This window comes from Micrococcus sp. Mcc28 (genome assembly GCF_024519775.1).
Classification (GTDB): domain Bacteria; phylum Actinomycetota; class Actinomycetes; order Actinomycetales; family Micrococcaceae; genus Micrococcus; species Micrococcus luteus.
The window spans coordinates 1-23,447 of the sequence record NZ_JALJRH010000017.1; the positions used below are offsets into that span (position 1 = coordinate 1).

A 23,447-nucleotide genomic window follows, 5' to 3' on the forward strand; every position below is an offset into this window, starting at 1 on the left:
AGGTCGAACGGTACAACCGGCTGATGGTCGATGAGGTCCTCTACGCCCGCCCGTATACCTCAGAGACAGCTCGGCGTGAGGCGCTGGCCGTGTGGGTGAACCACTACAACTACCATCGGCCTCATACCTCCTGCGGGGACGCCCCTCCGGCCTCGTTGGCCCCGGCCCGAGTCAACAACGTCATGCCCTCCTACACCTAGGGACCGCAGGAGGAGACCATGACCGACACCGCCGCCGGCCCCGGATTCGCGCTGCCCCGGGGCGTCGAGCCGGGCCGCGCCGTCGTCGTGGGCGCCGGCCCCAACGGCCTGACCGCCGCCGCCCTGCTGGCCCGCGAGGGCTGGGAGGTGGACGTGGTCGAGCGGGCCCCGGTGCCCGGCGGCGCGTGCGCGTCTGCGCCGGTGCTGGGGGAGGGGACCGTGGTGGACCTCGGGGCGGCGGGCCATCCGTTCGGCGTCGCCAGCCCCGTGTTCCGGGAGCTGGGGCTGACGGACCACGGGCTCGCCTGGCTGCACCCGGCCGTGCCGATGGGACATCCGCTGCCGGACGGGCCGGCCGCCCTCCTGCACCGGGACCTCGAGGCCACCGCCGCGGGTCTCGGCGTCGACGCGCGGGCCTGGCGGGCCGTGCACGGGGCCCTGGTCGCGCACGTCGACGAGATCCTGGCCGGCGCGCTCGGCCCGGTGCTGCGCCCCCCGCCCCATCCGGTGGCGATGGCCCGTTTCGGCCTGCGCGCCCCGTGGCCGGCCGATCTGCTGGGCCGGGCGATGTTCCGCACGGAGGCCGCCCGCGCCCTGTTCACGGGCTCGGCAGCCCACGCGATCCTGCCCTCGAGCCGGCCCCTGACGGCGGCGTTCGGTGCCCTCTTCGGTGCGCTCGGGATGAGCTCGGGCTGGCCGGTGGCGCGCGGCGGGTCGGGGGCGATCGTCGACGCGCTCGTGGCGGTGCTGCGGGCGCAGGGCGGGCGGCTGCATCTGGGCCACGAGGTCACGGACCTGCGCGCGCTGCCCGCCGCGGACGCCGTCGTGCTGGACCTGACCCCGCGCCAGGTGCTGCGCGTCGCCGGCACGGGCCTGCCGTCGCGATACGCCACGGCCCTGCGCCGGTGGCGCCCCGGGCCGTCCGTGTCCAAGGTCGACTTCCTGCTCGACGGGCCGATCCCGTGGCGCGACGCCCGGCTTGCGGGCGCGGGGACGGTGCACCTGGGCGGGACCGCCGCCGAGATCCGGCGGGCCGAGGACGACGTCGCGGCCGGCCGGATGCCGGCGCGGCCCTTCGTCATGCTCTGTCAGCAGCAGGCGGTGGACCCCTCACGGGTCACCGGGCCCGCCCGGGGGCACACGGTCGTCTGGTCCTACGCCCATGTGCCCCACGGTTACCCCGGCGACGTCCGTCCGCTGATCGAGGCGGAGGTGGAGCGGCACGCACCCGGCTTCCGGGACCGGATCGAGGCCGCGGTCGCGATGCGCCCGGCCGATCTGGAGGCGTGGAACCCGAACCTCGTGGGCGGCGACATCGCCGGGGGATCGCTTGCGGGAGCGCGCGCGCTCCTGCGCCCCACCGTGTCGCCCCGGCCGCACCGGGCGGGCCGGGCCGGGCTCTATCTGGCCTCCGCCTCCACCCCGCCGGGCGCCGGCGTCCATGGCATGGGCGGGGCGTGGGCCGTGCGGACGCTGCTGGCGGACCGTCGTCGCTGACCGCTGTGCGCCACGGACGGGACGGATCCAGATTCGGACTTTCGCGAACCTGAATGTGCCCGCTACAGTGTGCTCCATCTCACGGAACGTCCCGTCTCGGCGGAACGGCCCGGGGGTCGTCTCGCACCACCAGGTCCCCACAGGGATGTGGGCGTGCGACGTCCTTGCACCTCTCATGAACGGAAGCACCTTCCATGAAGTACACGAAGCTCTCCGCTGCCGCGGCCCTGGCCGCCGGCTCGGCCCTCATCCTCTCCGCGTGCGCCCCGGGCGGCGGCAACGCAGGCGACTCCAGCAGCAGCGGCTCCGGCGCCAGCCAGGGCGGCGACTCGGGCGCCGGCAACGTCATCGAAGGGGACAAGGGCCAGAAGCTCACCGCCGAGGCCTCCGGGCCGGGGAAGGCCGACCTGGGCGACGTCAAGACCCAGGACGGCTCCATCGCCTACTCGGTGGGCGCCGACGACTTCCTGTCCTACAACGGCCTGCAGTCGAACACGTACACCACGTACAACTCGGCCGTCGCGGACCGCATGTTCTCGTCCTTCTGGTACTTCGGCACCGACGGCTCGATCATCCCGAACAAGGACTTCGGCACGTACGAGAAGACCTCGGACGACCCGCTGACCGTGAAGTACACCATCAGCGACGACGCCAAGTGGTCCGACGGCACCCCCGTCACCGCGGGCGACTTCATCGTCCACTGGGCCGCGAACAACGACACGATCAAGGCCGAAGGTGCCGAGACCCCGCTGTTCGACTCGATCTCCTTCGAGCAGGGCAAGTACATCCCGGAGGCGCCCGAGGGCGAGGCCGACGGCAAGGAGTTCACCGTCACCTACCCGGAGCCCTACGCGGACTGGGAGATCCTCATCAGCACCGCGCTGCCGGCGCACATCGTCGCCAAGGAGGCGGGCATGAGCTTCGAGGAGCTCGTCACCGCCGCGAAGGAGAAGGACGTCGAGGCGCTCACCCCGGCGGCCGAGTTCTGGAACGACGGCTGGGACTTCAGCCCCGGCGAGCTGCCGGACGCTTCGCTGGTGCCCTCCATGGGACCCTACAAGTTCAAGGACGGCGGCTGGCAGGCCGGCCAGTCCATCACCCTCGAGGCCAACCCCGAGTACTGGGGCACCCCGCCGGCCACCAAGGAGCTCGTCCTCCGCTTCGCCGACCCCAAGACCCACGTGCAGGCCCTGCAGAACGGCGACCTCGACGTCATCGAGCCGCAGGCCACCGTGGACACCCTCCAGCAGCTCGAGGGCCTCGGCGACTCCGTCAACGTCCAGACCGGTGACCAGCTGACCTGGGAGCACGTGGACTACAACCGCGGCGAGGGCTCCGTCTTCGCGGACTCCCCGGAGCTGCGCGAGGCCTTCGCCCTCTGCCTGCCCCGCCAGCAGATCGTGGACAACCTGATCAAGCCGATCTATGCGGACGCCCAGGTCATGAACCTGCGCGAGGTCTTCCCCTTCCAGGACAAGTACCAGGAGGTCGTGGACGCGGCCTACCCGAAGGAGATGGACCAGCCGAACATCGAGAAGGCCAAGGAGCTCGTCGAGAAGTCGGGCGTCTCCAAGCCCACGGTCCGCCTCGGCTACCAGGCCGGAAACCAGCGTCGTACCGAGACCGTCGCACTCATCAAGAGCTCCTGCGACCAGGCGGGCTTCGACGTGCAGGACGCCAACTCGCCGGTGTTCTTCAAGGAGGTCATGCCGGCCGGTGACTACGACGCCGCCCTCTACGCCTGGGCCGGCTCGGGCCAGAAGGCCTCCGGCGCGAACATCTACCAGTCGGATGGCGCCCAGAACCAGCAGAGCTACAACAACCCCGAGGTGGATGCGGCCTGGGACAAGCTCGCCACCTCGCTGGACGAGAACGAGCAGCTGGAGCAGGTCAAGACCATCGAGAAGCTGCTGTGGGAGGACTTCCAGGCCATCCCGCTGTACGCCCACCCGGGTCTGGTCGGCCACAAGGCCGACGTCGCCAACGTGCGCGACACCGCCGCCCAGTCGGGTGCGCTGTGGAACGTGGAGCAGTGGGTCCGCGTCCAGGAGTGACACCCCGCTGACCTCTGACCCGGCGGTCCGCCTCCCGCGGACCGCCGGCGTCGGGATCGAGGACAGAGCCCGGCCGGGCACCGGCCGGGCTCTGCCCGTGAACCGCGGCGAACCCGCACCCCTCCCTTTCCCTTGCACTCGCACGGAAGGTCACCCCCTGTTGTGCTGAAATTCATCCTCAAGCGCCTCGGCAGCTCCCTCCTGGTGCTGTTCGGCGCGTCGATCCTGCTCTTCTTCCTCGTGGCCCACTCGGGTGACCCCCTTCAGGACCTGCGAGAGTCACAGAACCCCAACCGCGAGACCCTCATCGCCGCCCGCACCGAATTCATGGGGCTGGACCAGCCCTGGTACGCCCGGTACTGGGACTGGCTCCAGGGCATCGGCGGCTGCGTCACCGGTCAGTGCGACCTCGGCCTCAGCCGGAACGGTCAGTCCGTCGGTGACCTGTTGAGCAACGCCGCGGCCTCCACGCTGCGCCTCGTGGTGCTCGCGACCGTCCTGGCGATCATCATCGGCATCGCGATCGGCATCGTCACCGCGATCCGCCAGTACTCCGGCCTCGACTACGTGGTCACGTTCCTGATCTTCCTCTTCTTCTCGCTGCCCGTGTTCTGGGCGGCCGTCCTCCTCAAGGAGTACATGGGGATCCGGTTCAACGACTGGATCCGCAGCCCCGAGCTGAACTGGCCCCTCCTCATCGGGGTCGCCGTCCTCGCGGGCCTGGTCCTGCAGGCCGTCATGGCGGGCGACCTCAGGCGGCGCGCCTTCACGTTCGGCGCCACCACCGCGTTCATCCTGCTCGCCGGCTGGGTGCTGTTCGCCCTCGACTTCTGGCGGCATCCGCAGATGGGCCCGGTCGTGCAGCTGGTCATCGGCCTGGCCGCCGCCGTCGGCGCCACCGCGGTGATCTCCGGTCTGCGCAACCGATCGGTCCTCAAGGCCGCCCTGGTCACGGCCGTGATCGGCCTCGTCGCCTACTACGCCACCTACGGCCTGCTGTGGCGGACGCCGTCCGCGCTGCTGCTGGCCGGCCTCGGCGTCATCCTCGTGCTGGTGGCCATCCTGGTGGGCCGCCTGCTCGGCGGCTTCTCCAAGGGCTCGGCCGTGTCCGCCTCGCTGGTGACCGCCCTGATCATGGGCGTGGCGATCGTGGCGGAGCACCTGATGAACTACTGGCCGACCTTCCTGAAGGTCAAGCCGCGCCCGATCTCCACGATCGGCTCGGGCACCCCGAACCTGGACGCCCACTTCTGGGTGGTGTTCCTGGACCGCGGTGCGCAGCTGCTGCTGCCCACCATCCTGCTGACCATCATCTCGGTGGCCACGTACTCGCGGTACACGCGCTCCTCCATGCTCGAGGTCTCGCGCCAGGACTACATCCGCACCGCGCGCGCCAAGGGCCTGCCGGAGCGCCAGGTGATCCTGAAGCACGCGTTCCGCAACTCCCTGATCCCCATCACCACGATCATGGCCTTCGACTTCGCCGGCCTGATCGGCGGCGCCGTGATCACGGAGCAGGTGTTCGGCTGGAAGGGGATGGGCGAGCTGTTCGCCACCGGCCTGCGCGACGTGGACCCCATGCCCGTGATGGCGTTCTTCCTCGTGACGGGCACCGCCGCCGTGCTGATGAACCTCGTGGCGGACGTGCTCTACGCCGTCCTCGACCCCCGGATTCGAGTGTGAGCCAGATGACCACCAACAACTCCTCGACGACGGGCGCGCAGCTCGACGAGAAGCAGATCTTCGACCTCGCGGAGGCGGAAGACGCCAAGCTCCGCGCCAAGGCCGGGAAGTCCTACTCCCAGGGTGCCCTGGTCCGCAAGCGGTTCTTCCGCCACAAGGCGGCGATGATCTCCCTGATCGTGCTGGTCTTCATCACGCTGATGGCGTTCTCCTCCATCGGCTTCGCCGGCATCCCCGGCTGGTGGGACAAGTCCTACACGGCCGCGGGCACCGTGGTGAACGGCGGCCACCCGACGCTCTCGCTCATGCCCCAGGCCCTCGGCGGCGAAGGCATCCGCTGGGGCGAGCACCCCTTCGGCCAGGACACCACGGGCAAGGACTACTTCGCCCTCGTGATGCGCGGGACCCAGCAGTCCATGATCATCGCGGCCATCGTGGGCCTGCTCTCCACCGTGATCGGCGCGATCGTCGGCGCCGTGTCCGGCTACTTCGGCGGCTGGGTCGACTCCGTGCTGATGCGCCTGACCGACCTGATCATCGTCATCCCGCTGCTCGTGCTCGCCGCGGTGCTCGGCCAGATGGCCAGCGGCATGAAGATGGGCATCCTCCCGCTCGCGGTGGTGCTCGGCTTCGTGTCCTGGACGTCCCTGGCCCGCCTCGTGCGCGGCGAGGTCCTGTCCCTGCGCGAGAAGGAGTTCGTGGCGGCCGCCGTCGCCATGGGCGCCAAGCCGGGCCGCCTGATCTTCAAGCACCTGCTGCCCAACACGATCGGCGTGATCGTCGTGAACGCGACGTTCGCCATCGCGGGCGCGGTGCTGCTGGAGACCTCGCTGTCCTTCCTCGGATTCGGCGTGAAGGCGCCGGACTCGTCCCTGGGCCTGCTCATCTCCGACTACCAGAACGCGTTCACCACCCGTCCGTGGCTGTTCTGGTGGCCCGGCATGATCATCCTGGCGATCGCCCTGTCCGTGAACTTCCTCGGCGACGGCCTGCGCGACGCCTTCGACCCGCGCCAGGGCGCGGGCGCCCACCGCAGGCCCCGCTTCTTCGGCCGCCGCGCGGCCGCCACCGAGGCCGGTGCGACGACAGCGGGCGGTCTGGCCGCGGCCCCGACGGCCGGTCGGATCGAGGCCCCCGTGGAGGAGGCCGGCGGGTCCGCACGGATCTCCGACGCGGACGAGGACGGTCAGCGATGAGCGCGAACGACAAGAAAGGCCGATCCATGTTCGGCAAGAAGAACCAGAACGACGTGACCGCCGGCGGGCAGGGCTCGCACGCGGCGTCGTCGGCCGACCTCGAGGCGCGCGGCGCCGCCGTGCCCGGCTCCTCCGGCGCCGGCGGCGTGCCTCCGGGCCCCGCGACGAGCGCGATGGGCGTCGTGGCCCGCCACGACGACCTGGGCGGCGAGCCGGTGCTCGCCTTCCGCGACGTGGACGTGAAGTTCGCGACCGAGTTCGGCGAGGTGCACGCGGTCAAGGGCGTGACGTTCGACGTCAAGCCCGGCGAGGTCGTCGCCCTCGTGGGCGAGTCCGGCTCCGGCAAGTCCGTCACGAGCGCCACCGCCATGGGCCTGCTCCCGGGCAATGCGGACATCACCGGCTCCGTGAAGCTGGCCGGCCGCGAGGTGCTCACCATGACCCCGGGGCAGCTGCGCGACATCCGCGGCGACGAGGTGGCGATGGTGTTCCAGGAGCCCATGACGGCCCTGAACCCCGTCCTCACCGTGGGCGACCAGCTCACGGAGGCCCTCGAGCTGCACGGCATCGCCTACGGCACCGAGGCGGACAAGCGCGCCGTCGAGCTGCTCACCATGGTGGGCATCCCCGACGCCGCCACCCGGCTCAAGCAGTACCCCCACCAGTTCTCGGGCGGCCAGCGCCAGCGCATCGTCATCGCGATGGCGATCAGCTGCTCGCCGAAGGTGATCATCGCGGACGAGCCCACCACGGCGCTCGACGTGACGGTCCAGGCCGAGATCCTGGAGCTGCTGCGCTCCCTGAAGAACAAGATGAACACCGGCATCCTGCTCATCACGCACAACATGGGCGTGGTGGCGGACATGGCGGACCGGGTGTGCGTGATGCTCCACGGCGAGCTCGTGGAGCAGGGCTCGGTGCACCAGGTGCTCCAGCACGCCCGGCACCCGTACACCCAGAAGCTGCTCTCGGCGGTGCCGCGCCTCGGCGAGCCCCTCGAGGTGGCGGAGCCGGAGCCGGTCACGGCCACGCAGACGCAGGCCCGGTACGCGATCGAGGCGGAGAACCTCCACCTCGAGTACGACCACCGCGGCAAGAAGAACCGCGTGGTCCACGACGTCAGCTTCCAGGTGGCCCCGGGCGAGATCCTGGGTCTGGTGGGCGAGTCCGGCTCGGGCAAGTCCACCATCGCCAAGTCGGTGCTCGGCCTGCTCACCATCGCGGAGGGCTCGCTGCGCATCCAGGGCCACGACCTGGCGACGATGCCCAGGGCCGAGCAGCGCGCCCTGCGCAAGAACATCGGCGTGGTCTTCCAGGACCCGGCGGCCTCGCTGGACCCGCGGTTCCCGATCGGCGACATCATCACCGAGCCGATGGTCGTGCACAAGGTGGGGGACCGGCGCTCGCGCCTGGCCCGCGCCGAGGAGCTGCTGGACGCGGTGCGTCTGCCGCGCTCCGTGGTGAACCGGTACCCGCACGAGCTCTCCGGCGGTCAGCGCCAGCGCATCTCCATCGCCCGCGCCCTGACCCTGGACCCCCAGGTGCTCATCGCGGACGAGCCGACCTCGGCCCTGGACGTGTCCGTCCAGGCCGCCGTGCTGGACATGTTCGCGGAGCTGCAGCAGCGCTACGAGTTCGCGTGCCTGTTCGTGTCCCACGACCTCGCGGTGGTGGACATGCTGGCCCACAAGGTGCTCGTCCTCAAGGACGGCCGCCAGGTGGAGCAGGGCCCCACGGAGGAGGTGCTCCACCGTCCGAAGGAGGAGTACACCCGTCGCCTCCTGGCGGCGGCGCCCGTGCCGGACCCGGACCAGCAGGCGGAGCGTCGCCAGGAGCGCCGCGAGTTCCTCGCCTCCCTCGGCGAGGGCGTCTACTGACCGCGCGGGTCGGCGGCGGGCGCGTCCCGCCGCCGGCCCCGGGCCCACCGGCCCGCCTGTCCACGGCGGCCCCTGCGCGTACAATCGCACGGGGGCCGCCGTCGTCGTGCGCCTCCACCCCTTTGATGTCGAACCGGACAGGACGCCCATGACCTCGACCGAAACCCGCCGCTCCGATCTGCGCAACGTGGCCATCGTGGCCCACGTGGACCATGGCAAGACCACGATGGTGGACGCCATGCTGCGCCAGACCGGTGCCTTCAACACGCACGGCGACGTCGCCGAGCGGGTCATGGACTCCGGGGACCTGGAGAAGGAGAAGGGGATCACGATCCTCGCCAAGAACACCACGGTGTTCTACTCCGGCCCGTCCGCCCCCGAGGGCGAGACCGTCACCATCAACGTGATCGACACCCCCGGCCACGCCGACTTCGGCGGCGAGGTGGAGCGCGGCCTGTCCATGGTGGACGGCGTCGTGCTGCTCGTGGACTCCTCCGAGGGCCCGCTGCCCCAGACCCGCTTCGTGCTCCGCAAGGCCCTCGCCGCCAAGCTGCCCGTGATCCTCGTGGTCAACAAGACGGACCGCCCGGACGCGCGCATCGACGGGGTCGTCTCCGACTCCATGGACCTGCTGCTCGGCCTGGCCTCGGACCTGGCCGAGGAGGATCCGGACCTGGACCTCGACTCGGTGCTGGACGTCCCCGTCGTCTACGCCTCGGGCAAGGCCGGCCGCGCCTCCCTGACCCAGCCCGCCGACGGCGCCCTGCCGGAGGCCGAGGACCTCGAGGCCCTCTTCAACGTGATCATGGAGCACATCCCGGCCCCGTCCTACACCGAGGGCGAGGTCCTCCAGGCGCACGTCACCAACCTGGACGCCTCCCCGTTCCTCGGCCGCCTCGCGCTGCTGCGCATCTTCAACGGCACCCTCCGCAAGGGCCAGCAGGTCGCGTGGGCCCGCCAGGACGGCGCCCTGAAGACCGTGAAGATCACCGAGCTGCTGGCCACCAAGGGCCTCGAGCGCGTGCCCGCGGAGGAGGCCGGCCCGGGCGAGATCGTCGCCGTCGCCGGCATCGAGGACATCATGATCGGCGAGACCCTCACCGACGCGGAGAACCCGAAGCCGCTGCCGCTGATCACGGTGGACGACCCGGCCATCTCCATGACCGTGGGCATCAACACCTCCCCGCTGGCCGGCCGCGTCAAGGGCGCCAAGGTCACAGCGCGCCAGGTGAAGGACCGCCTGGACAAGGAGCTGATCGGCAACGTCTCGCTCAAGGTGCTCCCCACCGAGCGCCCGGACGCGTGGGAGGTGCAGGGCCGCGGCGAGCTCGCCCTGGCCATCCTCGTGGAGCAGATGCGCCGCGAGGGCTTCGAGCTCACCGTGGGCAAGCCGCAGGTGGTCACCCGGACCGTGGACGGCAAGGTCCACGAGCCGATGGAGCGCATGACCATCGACATCCCGGAGGAGTTCATGGGCGCGGTCACGCAGCTCATGGCCGCCCGCAAGGGCCGCATGCAGGAGATGTCCAACCACGGCACGGGCTGGATCCGCATGGAGTTCCTGGTCCCGGCCCGCGGCCTGATCGGCTTCCGCACCCGCTTCCTCACCGAGACCCGCGGCGCGGGCATCGCCTCCTCCTACGCGGCCGGCTACGAGCCGTGGACCGGCGAGATCGAGTACCGCACCAACGGCTCCCTCGTGGCCGACCGCGCGGGCTCCGCCACGCCGTTCGCCATGATCAACCTGCAGGAGCGCGGCACCTTCTTCGTGCAGCCCGGCGCCGAGGTGTACGAGGGCATGATCGTGGGCGAGAACTCGCGCGCCGACGACATGGACGTGAACATCACCAAGGAGAAGAAGCTCACCAACATGCGTGCGGCCTCCTCCGAGTCGTTCGAGGGCCTGACGCCCCCGCGCCGGCTCACCCTCGAGGAGTCCCTCGAGTTCGCCCGCGAGGACGAGTGCGTGGAGATCACCCCCGAGGACATCCGCATCCGCAAGGTCGTCCTGGACGCCAACGAGCGCCTGAAGGCCGCGCGCGCCCGCGCCCGTGCCTGACCGTCCCCGCCGACGCGCCCGGCCCGCCGACGTGGTGGGCGGGGCGCTGCTCGGCGTCGTCGCCGGCGCGCTCGGCACCGCCGTCCATCTGAACCTGGCCTCCCTGCCGGGCGGCTGGGCCCTGCCCTGGGGGGCGGTGCTGGCGCTCGTGCTCGTCGGCTCGACGCAGCGCTGGTGGATGGTCCGACGCGCGGGCCGCGGCGGGCGAGCCCTGCCGGCGGGGGCCGCGGTCGTCGCCGGCGCGTTCACCGCCGTCCTGGCCCTGCAGCGCCTGCCGGTGGACGACGCCCTGGGGGTGTCCTGGACGGCCGGCCTGTGGGCGGCGGCGCCGGGCGCCGTCGTCGCCTCCGTGGCCTGGAACGTCGGCCAGCCGGCGCTCGGCCTGGTCCTGCTGGCCGCGGGCCGGCGGCTGGACCGCCGACCCGCGGAGGCCGCCGACGGCGCCACGCGCCCCCGCCGGGCGACTGTGACCGCCCGCGAAACGCGTCCGGGGGAGCGAGTACCCTGGACCGCAGCCCCGCAACCCCGTGCCCAGAGAGAGGTGGACGGTCAGCCATGACCTACGTGATCGCGTTGCCGTGTGTGGACGTCAAGGACAAGGCGTGCATCGACGAATGCCCCGTGGACTGCATCTACGAGGGTGAGCGCATGCTCTACATCCACCCGGACGAGTGCGTCGACTGCGGTGCGTGCGAGCCGGTGTGCCCCGTCGAGGCCATCTACTACGAGGACGACACCCCCGACGAGTGGGCCGAGTACTACAAGGCCAACGTCGAGTTCTTCGACGACCTGGGCTCCCCGGGCGGCGCCGCCAAGCTGGGCATGATCGCCAAGGACCACCCGATCATCTCCGCCCTGCCCCTGCAGAACGCGGACGCCTGAGCCCCCATGCTGACGCTGCCGGACTACCCGTGGGACACGCTCACCCCCTACCGTGAGCGTGCCGCCGCCCACCCGGACGGCGTCGCGGACCTGTCCATCGGCACGCCCGTGGATCCGACGCCGGCGCTGATCCGCCGGGCCCTGACCGAGGCCGCCGACGCGCACGGCTACCCGACGACGCACGGCACGGACGCCCTGCGCCGCGCGGTCGTCGACTGGTACGCCCGGCGCCGCGGGGTGTCCGGGCTGGACCCGGCGGCCGTGGTGCCCACGGTCGGGTCCAAGGAGTTCATCGCGTGGCTGCCCACGCTGCTCGGGCTGGGCGCAGGCGACGTCGTCGTCCACCCCGAGGCCGCCTATCCCACCTATGCGGTGGGCGCGCTGCTGGCCGGGGCGGAGGCCGTGGCCGCGGACGACCTCGACGCGCTGGCGCCCGAGGTGCGTGAGCGGGTGCGCCTCGTGTGGACCAACTCGCCGGCCAACCCCACCGGTGCCGTGCTGGACGCGGCGGCGCTTCGCTGCACGGTCGACGCCGCCCGTGCCGTGGGGGCCGTGGTGTGCGGGGACGAGTGCTACGCCGAGCTCGGCTGGGACGCGTGGGACGGGGCCGTCGTGCCCTGCATCCTGTCCGACGAGGTCTCCGGCGGCGACCTGACGGGCCTGCTGAGCGTCTACTCGCTGTCCAAGCAGTCCAATCTCGCCGGCTACCGCGCCGCGTTCGCCGCGGGGGATCCGGAGCTCGTGGCGACCCTGGTCAACACCCGCAAGCACGCGGGCATGATCGTGCCCGCCCCGGTGCAGCACGCGATGGCCGTGGCCCTGGCCGACGACGCGCACGTCGCGGAGCAGAAGGACCGCTACCGCCGCCGTCGGGACGCGCTGCGCACCGCGCTGGAGGTCTCCGGCCATGCCGTGGACCACTCCGAGGCGGGGCTGTACCTGTGGACTCGGCGGGCGGACCGGGATCCGGCCGACGCCACGGCGCAGGACTCGTGGGACCTGCTGGGCGAGCTGGCGGACCTGGGCATCATCGCCGGGCCCGGCGTGTTCTACGGTGCCGGCGGCGACGGCTACGTCCGCGTGGCGATCACCGCCACGGACGAGGCGGTCGCCCGGGCCGCGGCGAGACTCACCGCCCGCGGGCCTCGGACCGGCTGAGCCGGGGCCGAGGGCCGTCGTCGGGGGAAGCGACCGCGCGCCCCGGGCCGGTCCTTGATAGTTTGGAGCAGAGTCGTCCCCGTGTGGGCGCGCCCACACGGGCGCGCGAACCCGGGCCATCGAGAAGAGAAGACGAGGGAGCACACCCGTGACCCATCACGAGTCCGTCCGGCTGACCGTCGGCGAGCAGAGCCTGGACCTGGGCGTCGAGCACGCCACAGAGGGCAACAACGGCATCAACATCGCCCCGCTCCTGAAGGAGACCGGCGACGTCACCTACGACCCGGGCTTCATGAACACGGCGAACGCCAAGTCGGCCGTCACGTTCATCGACGGCGACCAGGGCATCCTGCGCTACCGCGGCTACGCCATCGAGGACCTCGCCGAGCACTCCTCCTTCATGGAGGTGGCCTACCTGCTGATCTACGGCGAGCTGCCCGAGTCCAAGGAGACCCTGGAGGCCTGGGAGACCAACATCCTGCGCCACAACATGGTGCACGAGGACCTCAAGCTGTTCTTCAACGGCTTCCCGCGGGATGCGCACCCCATGCCGGTGCTGTCCTCCTCCGTGTCCGGGCTGTCCACGTTCTACCCGGACTCCCTGGACCCGCACGATCCGGAGCAGGTCCACATCTCCACCGTGCGTCTGCTGGGCAAGCTGCCGGTGCTGGCCTCCTACGCGTTCAAGAAGTCGCTGGGCCAGCCGTTCATGTACCCGCACAACTCGCTGAACTACGTGGAGAACTTCCTCCGCCTGTGCTTCGGCGTGCCGGCCGAGGAATACGACATCGACCCGGACGTGGTCAAGGCCCTCGACCTGCTGCTCATGCTGCACGCCGACCACGAGCAGAACGCCTCCACCTCCACGGTGCGCCTGGTCGGCTCCACCCAGGCCAACCTGTTCGCCTCGGTGTCCGCCGGCATCAACGCCCTCTACGGCCCGCTGCACGGCGGCGCCAACGAGGCCGTGCTGAACATGCTCCGGAAGATCAAGTCGGAGGGCATCACGCCCGAGGACTTCATGGAGAAGGTGAAGAACAAGGAGGACGGCGTCCGCCTGATGGGCTTCGGCCACCGCGTGTACAAGAACTACGACCCGCGGGCCAAGATCATCAAGAAGACCGCCGAGGACATCCTGGGCAAGATGGGCGGCAACGACGAGCTGCTCGAGATCGCCCAGCGCCTCGAGGAGAAGGCCCTCGCCGACGACTACTTCGTGGAGCGCAAGCTCTACCCGAACGTCGACTTCTACACCGGCGTGATCTACAAGGCCATGGGCTTCCCGGAGAAGATGTTCACCGTCCTCTTCGCCCTGGGCCGCCTGCCCGGCTGGATCGCCCAGTGGCGCGAGCTCATGGAGGACCCGGCCACCAAGATCGGCCGCCCGCGCCAGATCTACGTGGGCGAGCAGCTGCGCCAGTACCCGCAGCGCTGATCCGGGGGCGCTGACCCTGCGTTGGGGGGCGGTTTCGGGTGGTATTCCGACGGAATACCACCCGAAACCGCCCCCAATGCGTTCGCCGGAGCGCGCTTACGTCGAGGCGGAGGGGCCGAGGCGGCGTCGGACCACCGCGACGACGCCACGGAAGTCCTCGCGCCCATCGGCCCAGGTGACGCGGAGCGTCGTCCAGCCGCGCGCCTGCCCGTAGCGGTCCCGGCGGGCGTCGCGCGCCTGCTGCTCCCGCGTGCGGTGCCCCGCACCGTCGTACTGCAGGGCCAGGCGCACGTGACGGTAGGCCAGGTCGGCCACGGGGGAGAAGGGGTCCCCGGGCTCGAGCGCGGCCTGCAGCTCCGGCTCCGGCAGTCCGCCGGCCACGAGGGCGAGGCGCAGGCGGGTCTCGGGCGGCGAGTCGGCCCCGACGCGAACGGAATCCAGCGCCTCCCGGGCGGCCGGGCGGCCATGGAAGCGTCCGGACGCGTGCAGCGCCGAGCGCAGCGCGGCGATCGTGGTGGCCGGATCTGTCCGGCCCGCCGGCGTCCACGGGTGCCTGACGGCGTGGTCGCCGGCGGCCACGAGGTCCTCGAACGTCCACGGGGGAGTCAGGGAGCACAGGTCCAGCCAGGTGCGATCGACGGTGGTGACGCGCAGGCCGTGCACGTGCGTGACGAACTCGGGCGCCAGCGGCCGCCGGTGGTCCATCAGTCCGGCCCGCCGGACGCGTCGTGTCCCCCGGGCCACGGTGAGGTGCACCGGCGGGTCGGCCTCGAGCTCGCCCGTCGCCGGGTCGCGCCGCCGCCAGGCTCGCGCGGGCATCGGCAGGCCGTGCAGGTGGGCCGCGGTCTCGTGGGAGAGGACGGCATCCGGGCGTCGGCGCAGGAGCGCGGCGAGGTGATCGGGGGAGAAGCCGTGCCCGGGCTCGGGCAGGCCCAGGTCGGCCCAGCCCGTGCCAGGGCGTGCCCGCTGCCGGTGGAAGCCCTGTCCGACCCGCTCCAGGTCCGACCGGCGGGCGCGGTCGGGCGGCAGCCCCAGTCGGGCCAGGTCCGTGGCCAACAGGACGGCGGGCTGGTCGGGCGGCAGAGGAATGACGACGCGCGGCATGCACCCATCGGACGACGCCGGCGAGGCGCCCGGGGCGCGCTGGCCGCGGCACGGGGATGACGCGCGGGGCGGGCGCTGCTGTGCAGGAGCCGACGGCCCGCGCCGCGTGCCGCCGTCGTCGCCCCGCCCCCGGGCCGCCGGGGAGTTCCGGGGGCGATACTGGGCGTTATCCCGGCGGGATACCACCGGAAATCGCCCCCAAACGCGGCGGGGAACGCGGCGGGGAACGGGGAGGGAAGGGTCGCGGTCGCGGGCCGCGGGCCGGCCGCGCCGGGTCAGTTCGCGTGCAGCGCCGCGTTCAGTTCGACGGTCCGGCCGGCGCGGGGGAGGGCCTCGACCCCGCCCGTGGTGGAGTTGCGGCGGAACAGCAGGTTCGGCACGCCGGAGAGGTCCACGGCCTTCACGGTCCGCGCCGCCTCGCCGTCCTGCAGCACGCTCACGCGCGTGCCGGCGGTGACGTACAGACCGGCCTCGACCACGCAGTCGTCGCCGACGGAGATGCCCACGCCGGAGTTCGCGCCGAGCAGCACGTGCTCGCCGATCACGATCCGCTGGGTGCCGCCGCCGGAGAGCGTGCCCATGATGGACGCGCCGCCTCCGACGTCGGACCCATCGCCCACCACGACGCCGGCCGAGATCCGGCCCTCCACCATCGAGTGCCCCAGGGTGCCCGCGTTGAAGTTCACGAAGCCCTCGTGCATCACGGTCGTCCCCTCGGCCAGGTGGGCGCCCAGGCGCACCCGGTCCGCGTCGCCGATGCGCACCCCGGAGGGCACGACGTAGTCCGTCATGCGCGGGAACTTGTCCACGCCGTACACCTGCACGGCGCCGCGGGCACGCAGCCTCGCCCGCGTCAGCTCGAAGTCGGCGACCGCGCAGGGTCCGTGGTTCGTCCACACCACGTTGGTGAGCAGCCCGAAGACGCCGTCGAGGTTGAGCTCGTTCGGCCGCGCCAGGCGGTGCGAGAGGGCGTGCAGGCGCAGCCACGCGTCCGCGGTGGAGGCCGGGGCGGCGTCCAGGTCGACTTCCAGCTCGACGACGGCCTGCGTGGTCCCGCGGTCCGCGTCGTCCGCGGCGAGGGCGCGCAGGGTGTCGCGCAGCGAGGCGTCCGCGGCGGAGAGCGGACCGGTCACGGGGGCGGGGAACCACACGTCCAGGACGGCGCCGTCGGCGGCCGTGGTGGCCAGGCCGTGGCCGGAGACGAGACGGGGGGAGGGCTGCTGTGCAGCGGTCTGGGTCATGCGCCTCAGCCTACTGAGCGGCCGGGGCCCGCTGCAGGGCGGCGGGAGGCGCGTCCGTAGACTGGACACATGAGTCTCACCCCCAACACCCTGCCCGACCTCGCCGATCCGGACCTCGACGTCGCGGCGCTCACCGCCACCCTGCTGGACGTGCGCTCCGTCTCGGGGGAGGAGGGGCCGCTGGCCGACGCCGTCGAGCAGGCCCTGTGCGCCCTCGGCGGCCTCGAGGTGCGGCGGTTCGGGGACGCCGTCGTCGCCCGCACCGCTCTGGGGCGGCCGACCCGCGTGATCCTGGCCGGGCACCTGGACACGGTGCCCCTGCCCACCGTGCCGGGCTCGCGCGGGACCGTGCCCGCGGCGTGGGACGGGGACGTGCTGTATGGCCGCGGGGCCGTGGACATGAAGTCCGGCGTCGCCGTGCAGCTGGCCCTGGCCGGTCGCTTCGGCCGCGAGGACGGCCCCACGCCCGTGCACGACGTCACGTGGGTGTTCTACGACCACGAGGAGGTCGCCTCGGACCTCTCGGGCCTCGCCCGCGTGGCCCGCCAAGCCCCCGAGCTGCTGGAGGGCGACTTCGCGGTGCTGCTCGAGCCGACCGACGGCGTCGTGGAGGGCGGCTGCAACGGCACGTGCCGGTACCGCGTCACCTTCCCCGGTGTCGCGGCGCACTCGGGCCGCGCCTGGCGCGGCGACAACGCGATCCACAAGCTGGCCCCCGTGCTCACCGCCCTGGCGGCGTACGAGCCGGCCACGGTCACGGTGGAGGGCCTGGAGTACCGCGAGGGGCTGCACGCGATCCGCGTGGCCGGCGGCGTCGCGGGCAACGTCATCCCGGACGAGGCGTCCGTGGACCTGAACTACCGGTTCGCGCCGGACAAGACCCTCGAGCAGGCCCACGCGCACGTCCGCACGGTGCTGGAGGGGGCCGGCGTGGACTGGGACGCCCAGGTGCGGATCGACGACGCCTCGCCCGCCGCCCGCCCCGGTCTGGACCGGCCGGCCGCCGCCGCGTTCGTCGCCGCCGTCGGGGGAGAGCCCCAGCCCAAGTACGGGTGGACGGACGTGGCCCGGTTCTCCCAGCTGGGCGTCCCCGCGGTCAACTTCGGCCCCGGCGACGCCCTCCTGGCCCACACGGACGACGAGCACGTGCCCCGCGAGGCGGTCCACGCGTGCCTCGCGGCGCTCGCGGCCTGGCTGGCCGGCTGACCCACGACGTCCGCCGACCCCGTCGGCCGCTGCGACCGGCCGGGCCCGCGGGCCCGCCGCGGCGCCGCCGGGTCAGTCCGCCGTGTCCGTGGGCGCCCCGACGAGCGGGGTCGTGGGGGCGCTGGCGTCGCCGGCCGTCCGCGACGACAGCCGCCGCGAGAGCCGGGTGGCCGCCCAGGTGAGGAGGACGTTGATCACGATGAAGATCACCGCGGCCACCACGAGGGACTGCAGGATGTTGCCGTTGCCGGAGCCGAGCTGGCGGGCGTACTGCAGGAGTTCGAAGAAGCCGATGAGGTAGCCCAGCGCCGAGTCCTTGAGGATCACCACGAACTGGCTCAGCAGTGAGGGCAGCATGGCGATGAGGGCCTGGGGCACCTCCACGAGCCGCAGGGACTGCATGCTCGTCATGCCCACCGCCGCGGCCGCCTCGCGCTGGCCGCGCGGCAGCGAGCGCACCCCGGAGCGCACCAGCTCCGCGATCACGGACCCGTTGTACAGGGTCAGCGCCGCGATCACCGCGTAGTACGGGCCGTCCTGGGGCTGGATCGCCCCGGTGCGCGCGACCTGCGCGAACAGCTGGTAGAAGAACACCATCATCACGAGCACCGGCACGGCCCGGAAGAACTCGACGACGACGGCGGCCAGCCAGCGCACCGGGCCGAACGGGGCCAGCCGCAGGAAGCCGAACACCAGGCCGAACACCACGGAGGAGACCACGGCGATGCCCGCGGACTGCAGGGTGAACTGCAGGCCCGGCAGGTAGTAGTTCCGCCACGCGTCGCCGTCGACGGCGGCCAGCCAGCGGCGGCCGGAGAGCTGGCCGGTGGCGTTCATCTGGATCAGGACGAGCACCGCCACGGCCAGCACCGCGGCGAGGGCGACGAGGTTGGCGAGGAGGATGCGCCGGCGGGCGATGGGACCCGGGGCGTCGAAGAGGACGGAGGCCTGGGCGCTCATCGGGCCACCGCCCACTTCTCCGAGGCCCACGTGGTCAGCAGGCCGATGGGGATGACGATCAGGCAGAAGCCGATCGCGAAGGTCAGGAAGATCGCCACCATCACGTCCGGGCTGAACTCGATCATGCGCTTCATCAGGCCCGAGGCCTCCGCCACCGACGCCGCGGCGGCGACGGTGGTGTTCTTGGTCAGCGCGATCACGGTGTTGCCCAGCGGGGTGATGGCCCCGCGCAGCGCCTGGGGCAGGATCACGTGGCGGGCCGCGGGCAGGAAGCCCAGGCCGATGGAGCGGGCGGCCTCGGCCTGCCCGAGCGGGACGGTGTTGACGCCGGAGCGGATCGCCTCGCACATGAACGCCGCGTGGTAGAGCGAGAGCGCGATCACGGCGTAGACGAAGAAGTTCAGCGTGAAGTCGGACGAGAAGCTGATCTTCAGCTGCCCCCAGACGGCGAGCACGCCGAGCAGCATGATGATCGTCAGCGGGGTGTTGCGGACCACGTTGACGTAGCCGGTGCCGAGGGCGCGCAGCGAGGGGACGGGCGAGATGCGGAACAGGGCGAGCACCACGCCGAGGGCGAACGAGCCGAGGGTCGCGAGGAACGCGAGCCTGATGTTCGTCCAGAACGCGAGCGGGATGTCCGCGCCGTAGTCCGCGAGGAGCGAGGAGATCGATTCCATGACTTCTCCGAGGGTCGGGACAGGGCTGACGGGCAGGGGAGTGGCCGGGCGGGCCAAGGGTGACGGTTCAGGTCACGTCCCCGGTCCACCCGGCGGCGGGGCCGTCAGGCGCAGGGCTCGAACTCGGCGTCCTCGCCGGAGTTCAGCGTCTCGTCGTAGGTGTAGCCCGTGCCCTCGGTGTTGGACTCGAGGGCCTTCTTCCACTCGCCGGAGTCCTTCATCTCCTTGATGGCCTCGTTGATGTCCTCGCAGCGCTCCGAGTCCTTCGGCAGGCCGACGCCGTAGCGCTCCGTGGTGAAGGTGTTGCCGACGACCTTGAACTTGCCCTTGTTGGCGTCGGCGGCGGCCAAGCCCGCGAGGATGATGTCGTCCGTGGTCACGGCGTCCACCTGGCCGGACTCGAGGTAGGTCACGCATTCGGCGTAGCCGCCCTGCTCCACCAGGTTCACGCCGGTGGCGAACTGGTCCTTGATCTTCTGGGCCGAGGTGGAGCCGGTGACGGAGCAGAGGTTCTTCCCGTCGAGGGCCTCGGGGCCGGTGATCGCGGTGTCGTCCGCGCGGACCAGCAGGTCCTGGCCGGCCACGAAGTACGGGCCCGCGAAGTCGACGCGCTCCTTGCGGGCGTCCGTGATGGAGTACGTCGCGAAGATCATGTCGACCTCGCCGTTCTCCAGGGCGTTCTCCCGGTTCGCGGACGGGGTCTGGACCCACTCGATGTCCTTCTCGGCCACGCCGAGCTTGTCCGCCACGTAGCGGGCCACGTCCGTGTCGAAGCCGGTGGGCTGGGCCGAGCCCTCGCGGTAGCCCAGGCCCGGCTGGTCGAACTTGATGCCGATGCGCAGGCGCTCGCCGGAGCCGGACGACGTCGACTCGCCGGCCGAGGACGAGCCGGCGGCGTCGCCACCGCCGCCCTGCGAGGACGACGGCGCGCAGGCGGTGAGGGACAGCGCGGCCGCGGCGGTGACGGCGGACAGGGTCAGGAGCTTCGTGCGGAGCATGGTGCTCTCCTCTGGTTCGGTGCGGTGGGGTGCGACGGGGGACGGGGTCAGTGCGCGAGGATCTTGCCCAGGAAGTCCTGGGCGCGCTCGTGTCGGGGGTTCGTGAAGAAGGTGTCGGGGTCGGTGTCCTCGAGGATGGCGCCGTCGGCCATGAAGACCACGCGGTCCCCGGCCTTGCGGGCGAAGCCCATCTCATGGGTGACCACGACCATGGTCATGCCGCCCTCGGCGAGCTGGACCATGACGTCGAGGACCTCCTGCACCATCTCGGGGTCGAGGGCGGAGGTCGGCTCGTCGAAGAGCAGGGCTTTCGGCTCCATCGCCAGGGCGCGGGCGATGGCCACGCGCTGCTGCTGCCCGCCGGAGAGCTGGGCCGGCATCTTCCTGGCCTGGGCGGCCACGCCCACGCGCTCGAGCAGCTCCATGGCGTGCCGCTCGGCGTCCGCCCGGCGCTTGCCCTTCACCTTGATGGGCCCGAGGGTCACGTTCTCCAGGATCGACTTGTGCGCGAAGAGGTTGAAGGACTGGAAGACCATGCCGATCTCGGCGCGCAGCTGGGCGAGCTGCCTGCCCTCGGTGGGGAGCGGCCGTCCGTCGATCAGGATGCGGCCGCCGTCGTCGTCGATGGTCTCGAGCCGGTTGATCGTGCGGCACAGCGTCGACTTGCCGGAGCCGGACGGGCCGAGGACGATCGCCACCTGGCCGCGCGGGATCCGCAGGTCGATCTGTCGGAGGGCGTGGAAGTCGCCGAAGTGCTTGTTGACGCCCTCGAGGACGATCAGGTCATCGCCCGCGGCACCGCGACGGCGCCGCACACCGGCCTCGTCGGGGAGGTGGGCGCCGTGGGGCTGCTCAGGCGTGATCTGCGTCATGCCAGTGGAATATAGCGCACGCCACACCCGGCGCGGTGCGCCGTGCGACGCCGGCCCCGGCGGCCCGCCGGCTCGTTAGGCTGGCGCCATGGCCCCACATGAGCACCCCTCGGGCGGCGACGTCGCCGCCAAGCCCCAGCGCGTCCGCCGCGGCGGGCAGGTCCTGCGCGGGGAGGCGGCGCGCACCCCCACGTTCGACCAGCTCCTCCTCGACGGCCGGCGGCCCGGCGACGCCGCACGCCCCGCCGCCGACGTCGCCTCGACGACGTCCGAGGCCTGGCGTGTCCTGCGCATCCAGGCGGAGTTCGTCGAGGGCTTCGGCACCCTGGCGGGGCTGGGTCCCGCGGTCTCCGTGTTCGGCTCGGCGCGCACGCCCGAGGGCAGCGCCGAGTACGTCCTGGCCCACGAGGTCGGGACCCGCTTGGCCCGGGCCGGGTACACGGTCATCACCGGCGGGGGGCCCGGCGCCATGGCGGCCGCCAACCGGGGCGCCCACGAGGCCGGTGGAGAGTCCGTGGGCCTGGGGATCGACCTGCCGTTCGAGACCGGTCTGAACCCCTGGGTGCACGTGGGCGTGGACTTCCGCTACTTCTTCGTCCGCAAGGTCATGTTCCTCAAGTACGCGCAGGGCTTCGTCGTGCTGCCCGGCGGCCTCGGCACCCTGGACGAGCTCTTCGAGGCCCTCACCCTCGTGCAGACCGGCACCGTCACCCGCTTCCCCGTGGTCCTCGTGGACCGCGGCTTCTGGGGCCCGCTCGTGGACTGGATCCGCGGCACGCTCGTGGAGCGCGGCATGATCTCGCCCGAGGACCCGGAGCTCGTCCAGCTCGTGGACACGGCGGAGGAGGCCGTCGCGTGCGTGCTCCGCTCGGCGGGGAGGGCCGACGCGTGAGCGGGCCGCAGTGGATCGTCCTCGTGGCCGTGCTCGTCGTCGTGCTGGCGGCCCTGGCCGCCGCCCTCGCGGGCCGGCTCACGCTCCGGGCCGGCGACCCGGCCGGGAGGACGCCCGGGCACCCCGTGCTGCTGCCGGAGTGGCCGCGCGCGGCGGATGTCGACCTGCTGCGGCTGGCCGTCGCGGTGCCCGGCTACCAGCGGGACCAGGTGGACGCCGTCCTGCTGCGGCTGCGGGACGCCCTCGCGCAGCGCGAGGACGAGGCGGCCGCACTGCGGGCCCGGCTGGCCGAGCTCGAGGCCGCCGACCCGTCCCGGAGCGATCCGGCGGCGCGCGCCTGAGTCGCGGGCCGGGCTCGGTGCGGGCCATCGTTTGGCGCGAGCACGCGGAATCCGCGATAATGGTGATGTGACCGGCCTCGCGCACGCCCGCGTGCGGGGGCGCCGGAGGCGTCCGGTCAGTGCCCGCTCCCGCGGTCGCCGGACGCCGTGACGGGAACATCATCCAGAAGGGAAGTCGCAATGGCCGCCATGAAGCCCCGCACCGGGGACGGTCCCATGGAAGTGACCAAGGAGGGGCGCAGCCTGATCATGCGCGTGCCGATCGACGGCGGCGGCCGTCTCGTGCTGGAGATCAACGCGGACGAGGCCCGCGAGCTCAAGGAGTGCCTCGAGGGCGTCATCCAGGCCTGAGCCCGGACCCCTTCGACGCGGACGCCCCGCGCACCGTCACGGTGCGCGGGGCGTCCGCGTCCCCGGCGACGCCGCGGATCAGCGGCGCACCGCGATCAGCACGCCCGTGCCGGAGGGGACGACGGCGGACAGCCAGTGCTCGTCCTCCCGGATGAGGCGGTCCACCGCCCGGGCGGACACGGTGGACTCGTCGCGCACGGCGGGCCGGGGAACGCGGTCGCCGTCGAGGGCGTCCACCACGACGAGCACGCCGCCGGGGGCGAGCATGCGCGCGGCCTGCTCGACGTCGAACTGACGTGCGGCCGGGTCCCCGTCCACCAGGACCATCTCATAGGCGCCGCTCGTGAGCCGGGGGAGGACGAGCCGGGAGCGCCCCGTGATCATGCGGGTGCGGCTCGTGGGCAGGCGGGCCTCCGAGAACGCCTCGCGGGCCGCGCGCTGTGCCTCCGCGTCCGGGTCCACGGTGGTGAGGACCGTGCGCTCGGGCAGACCGCGCATCAGGGCGAGACCCGAGACGCCGGCGCCCGTGCCCACCTCCACGACCGCCGCGGGGGCACGCGTGGCCGCCAGCACCGTCAACAGGGCCGCCGTCCCCTCACTCACCGGCGGCACCTCCAGCTCGGCGGCGCGCTCGCGGGCGCGCAGGACGACGTCGTCTTCGGTGGCCCGGCTCTCCGACCAGGCCCAGGACGCGTGCTTGTCGGTGGGCTGGGGCTGCAGGGCGGTCATGGGTGACTCCGGGACGACGACGGCGGGACCTCGCC

General features: G+C 72.3%; 22 protein-coding genes. 15 read left to right on the forward strand and 7 right to left on the reverse strand.

From position 1 onward, the window contains the following. From NR073_RS09310 to NR073_RS09360, 11 genes are all read left to right on the forward strand, one after another. Positions 1–200, forward strand: a 200-nt coding sequence (locus tag NR073_RS09310) for an integrase core domain-containing protein (RefSeq protein WP_256748728.1), incomplete at its 5' end; no start/stop codon positions are given. 18 nt (positions 201–218) lie between these two features. Next, complete coding sequence (locus tag NR073_RS09315) at positions 219–1,697, forward strand: NAD(P)/FAD-dependent oxidoreductase (protein ID WP_256748768.1); 1,479 nt, start codon at positions 219–221, stop codon at positions 1,695–1,697. 194 nt (positions 1,698–1,891) lie between these two features. Then, positions 1,892–3,751, forward strand: coding sequence for an ABC transporter family substrate-binding protein (locus tag NR073_RS09320; RefSeq protein ID WP_256748769.1), 1,860 nt, complete (start codon positions 1,892–1,894; stop codon positions 3,749–3,751). Positions 3,752–3,913: 162 nt separating this feature from the next. Continuing rightward, positions 3,914–5,434 carry an ABC transporter permease gene (locus NR073_RS09325; protein ID WP_256748770.1) on the forward strand — a complete coding sequence of 507 codons (1,521 nt, stop codon included), beginning with the start codon at positions 3,914–3,916 and terminating at the stop codon, positions 5,432–5,434. Positions 5,435–5,439: 5 nt separating this feature from the next. Further along, positions 5,440–6,630, forward strand: a complete 1,191-nt coding sequence (locus tag NR073_RS09330; RefSeq protein WP_256748783.1) for an ABC transporter permease — start codon at positions 5,440–5,442, stop codon at positions 6,628–6,630. Continuing rightward, positions 6,627–8,507: an ABC transporter ATP-binding protein gene (locus NR073_RS09335; RefSeq protein ID WP_256748771.1), complete on the forward strand. Its 1,881-nt coding sequence runs from the start codon at positions 6,627–6,629 to the stop codon at positions 8,505–8,507. The genes NR073_RS09330 and NR073_RS09335 overlap by 4 nt, the downstream gene beginning before the upstream one ends. 148 nt (positions 8,508–8,655) lie before the next feature. Further along, positions 8,656–10,566 carry a translational GTPase TypA gene (gene typA, locus NR073_RS09340; protein ID WP_002855163.1) on the forward strand — a complete coding sequence of 637 codons (1,911 nt, stop codon included), beginning with the start codon at positions 8,656–8,658 and terminating at the stop codon, positions 10,564–10,566. Beyond that, entirely contained in the window at positions 10,559–11,125 is a 567-nt protein-coding gene (locus NR073_RS09345; RefSeq protein ID WP_061867043.1) for a hypothetical protein, read from the forward strand. The genes typA and NR073_RS09345 overlap by 8 nt, the downstream gene beginning before the upstream one ends. Then, a complete protein-coding gene (gene fdxA / locus NR073_RS09350; protein ID WP_002855160.1) occupies positions 11,122–11,448 on the forward strand; it encodes a ferredoxin in 327 nt (108 codons plus the stop codon). The genes NR073_RS09345 and fdxA overlap by 4 nt, the downstream gene beginning before the upstream one ends. Positions 11,449–11,454: 6 nt before the next feature. After that, positions 11,455–12,606 carry a succinyldiaminopimelate transaminase gene (dapC, locus tag NR073_RS09355; protein WP_256748772.1) on the forward strand — a complete coding sequence of 384 codons (1,152 nt, stop codon included), beginning with the start codon at positions 11,455–11,457 and terminating at the stop codon, positions 12,604–12,606. A 148-nt stretch (positions 12,607–12,754) separates the two neighbouring features. After that, complete coding sequence (locus NR073_RS09360; RefSeq protein ID WP_073117070.1) at positions 12,755–14,041, forward strand: citrate synthase; 1,287 nt, start codon at positions 12,755–12,757, stop codon at positions 14,039–14,041. 96 nt (positions 14,042–14,137) lie between these two features. On the opposite strand, the gene NR073_RS09365 is transcribed toward NR073_RS09360, so the two are convergent. Together NR073_RS09365 and dapD are read right to left on the reverse strand one after the other, a co-directional pair. After that, on the reverse strand, positions 14,138–15,145 hold the full coding sequence (locus NR073_RS09365; RefSeq protein WP_256748773.1) for a DUF559 domain-containing protein: 1,008 nt from the start codon (positions 15,143–15,145) through the stop codon (positions 14,138–14,140). Positions 15,146–15,420: 275 nt separating this feature from the next. Next, complete coding sequence (gene dapD / locus NR073_RS09370) at positions 15,421–16,386, reverse strand: 2,3,4,5-tetrahydropyridine-2,6-dicarboxylate N-succinyltransferase (protein ID WP_061867041.1); 966 nt, start codon at positions 16,384–16,386, stop codon at positions 15,421–15,423. A gap of 69 nt (positions 16,387–16,455) precedes the next feature. Here dapD and dapE point away from each other — a divergent pair, with 69 nt between their 5' ends. Next, positions 16,456–17,592 (forward strand): succinyl-diaminopimelate desuccinylase, encoded by a 1,137-nt coding sequence (gene dapE / locus NR073_RS09375; protein ID WP_256748774.1) that lies wholly within the window; start codon positions 16,456–16,458, stop codon positions 17,590–17,592. Between the two features lie 72 nt (positions 17,593–17,664). On the opposite strand, the gene NR073_RS09380 is transcribed toward dapE, so the two are convergent. The 4 genes from NR073_RS09380 to NR073_RS09395 all read right to left on the reverse strand — a co-directional run bounded on the left by NR073_RS09380 (position 17,665) and on the right by NR073_RS09395 (position 21,009). Next, positions 17,665–18,552, reverse strand: a complete 888-nt coding sequence (locus tag NR073_RS09380) for an amino acid ABC transporter permease (RefSeq protein ID WP_256748775.1) — start codon at positions 18,550–18,552, stop codon at positions 17,665–17,667. Then, a complete protein-coding gene (locus tag NR073_RS09385; RefSeq protein ID WP_256748776.1) occupies positions 18,549–19,229 on the reverse strand; it encodes an amino acid ABC transporter permease in 681 nt (226 codons plus the stop codon). The genes NR073_RS09380 and NR073_RS09385 overlap by 4 nt, the downstream gene beginning before the upstream one ends. Before the next feature lie 104 nt (positions 19,230–19,333). Further along, complete coding sequence (locus tag NR073_RS09390) at positions 19,334–20,227, reverse strand: glutamate ABC transporter substrate-binding protein (RefSeq protein ID WP_256748777.1); 894 nt, start codon at positions 20,225–20,227, stop codon at positions 19,334–19,336. Between the two features lie 47 nt (positions 20,228–20,274). After that, complete coding sequence (locus NR073_RS09395) at positions 20,275–21,009, reverse strand: amino acid ABC transporter ATP-binding protein (protein WP_189338153.1); 735 nt, start codon at positions 21,007–21,009, stop codon at positions 20,275–20,277. A gap of 178 nt (positions 21,010–21,187) precedes the next feature. On the opposite strand from NR073_RS09395, the gene NR073_RS09400 reads away from it, so the two are divergent. The 3 genes from NR073_RS09400 (at position 21,188) to NR073_RS09410 (ending at position 22,683) form a co-directional block, all read left to right on the forward strand. Further along, on the forward strand, positions 21,188–21,991 hold the full coding sequence (locus NR073_RS09400) for a TIGR00730 family Rossman fold protein (protein ID WP_256748778.1): 804 nt from the start codon (positions 21,188–21,190) through the stop codon (positions 21,989–21,991). Further along, the gene (locus NR073_RS09405; RefSeq protein WP_256748779.1) at positions 21,988–22,332 is read left to right on the forward strand and encodes a cell division protein DivIVA; all 345 of its coding nucleotides are present in this window, start codon (positions 21,988–21,990) and stop codon (positions 22,330–22,332) included. The genes NR073_RS09400 and NR073_RS09405 overlap by 4 nt, the downstream gene beginning before the upstream one ends. 180 nt (positions 22,333–22,512) lie before the next feature. After that, a complete protein-coding gene (locus tag NR073_RS09410) occupies positions 22,513–22,683 on the forward strand; it encodes a DUF3117 domain-containing protein (RefSeq protein ID WP_002855133.1) in 171 nt (56 codons plus the stop codon). 78 nt (positions 22,684–22,761) lie between these two features. On the opposite strand, the gene NR073_RS09415 is transcribed toward NR073_RS09410, so the two are convergent. Next, positions 22,762–23,412 (reverse strand): O-methyltransferase, encoded by a 651-nt coding sequence (locus NR073_RS09415; protein WP_256748780.1) that lies wholly within the window; start codon positions 23,410–23,412, stop codon positions 22,762–22,764. Positions 23,413–23,447: the final 35 nt, after the last annotated feature.

Bases quoted from the DNA above. Each gene is read 5' to 3' on its own strand.
- NR073_RS09315 (WP_256748768.1), top strand. From the start codon at position 219: ATGACCGACACCGCCGCCGGCCCCGGATTCGCGCTGCCCCGGGGCGTC.
- NR073_RS09320 (WP_256748769.1), top strand. From the start codon at position 1,892: ATGAAGTACACGAAGCTCTCCGCTGCCGCGGCCCTGGCCGCCGGCTCG.
- NR073_RS09330 (WP_256748783.1), top strand. From the start codon at position 5,440: ATGACCACCAACAACTCCTCGACGACGGGCGCGCAGCTCGACGAGAAG.
- NR073_RS09335 (WP_256748771.1), top strand. From the start codon at position 6,627: ATGAGCGCGAACGACAAGAAAGGCCGATCCATGTTCGGCAAGAAGAAC.
- typA (WP_002855163.1), top strand. From the start codon at position 8,656: ATGACCTCGACCGAAACCCGCCGCTCCGATCTGCGCAACGTGGCCATC.
- fdxA (WP_002855160.1), top strand. From the start codon at position 11,122: ATGACCTACGTGATCGCGTTGCCGTGTGTGGACGTCAAGGACAAGGCG.
- dapC (WP_256748772.1), top strand. From the start codon at position 11,455: ATGCTGACGCTGCCGGACTACCCGTGGGACACGCTCACCCCCTACCGT.
- NR073_RS09365 (WP_256748773.1), bottom strand. From the start codon at position 15,145: ATGCCGCGCGTCGTCATTCCTCTGCCGCCCGACCAGCCCGCCGTCCTG.
- dapD (WP_061867041.1), bottom strand. From the start codon at position 16,386: ATGACCCAGACCGCTGCACAGCAGCCCTCCCCCCGTCTCGTCTCCGGC.
- dapE (WP_256748774.1), top strand. From the start codon at position 16,456: ATGAGTCTCACCCCCAACACCCTGCCCGACCTCGCCGATCCGGACCTC.
- NR073_RS09380 (WP_256748775.1), bottom strand. From the start codon at position 18,552: ATGAGCGCCCAGGCCTCCGTCCTCTTCGACGCCCCGGGTCCCATCGCC.
- NR073_RS09385 (WP_256748776.1), bottom strand. From the start codon at position 19,229: ATGGAATCGATCTCCTCGCTCCTCGCGGACTACGGCGCGGACATCCCG.
- NR073_RS09390 (WP_256748777.1), bottom strand. From the start codon at position 20,227: ATGCTCCGCACGAAGCTCCTGACCCTGTCCGCCGTCACCGCCGCGGCC.
- NR073_RS09400 (WP_256748778.1), top strand. From the start codon at position 21,188: ATGGCCCCACATGAGCACCCCTCGGGCGGCGACGTCGCCGCCAAGCCC.
- NR073_RS09410 (WP_002855133.1), top strand. From the start codon at position 22,513: ATGGCCGCCATGAAGCCCCGCACCGGGGACGGTCCCATGGAAGTGACC.
- NR073_RS09415 (WP_256748780.1), bottom strand. From the start codon at position 23,412: ATGACCGCCCTGCAGCCCCAGCCCACCGACAAGCACGCGTCCTGGGCC.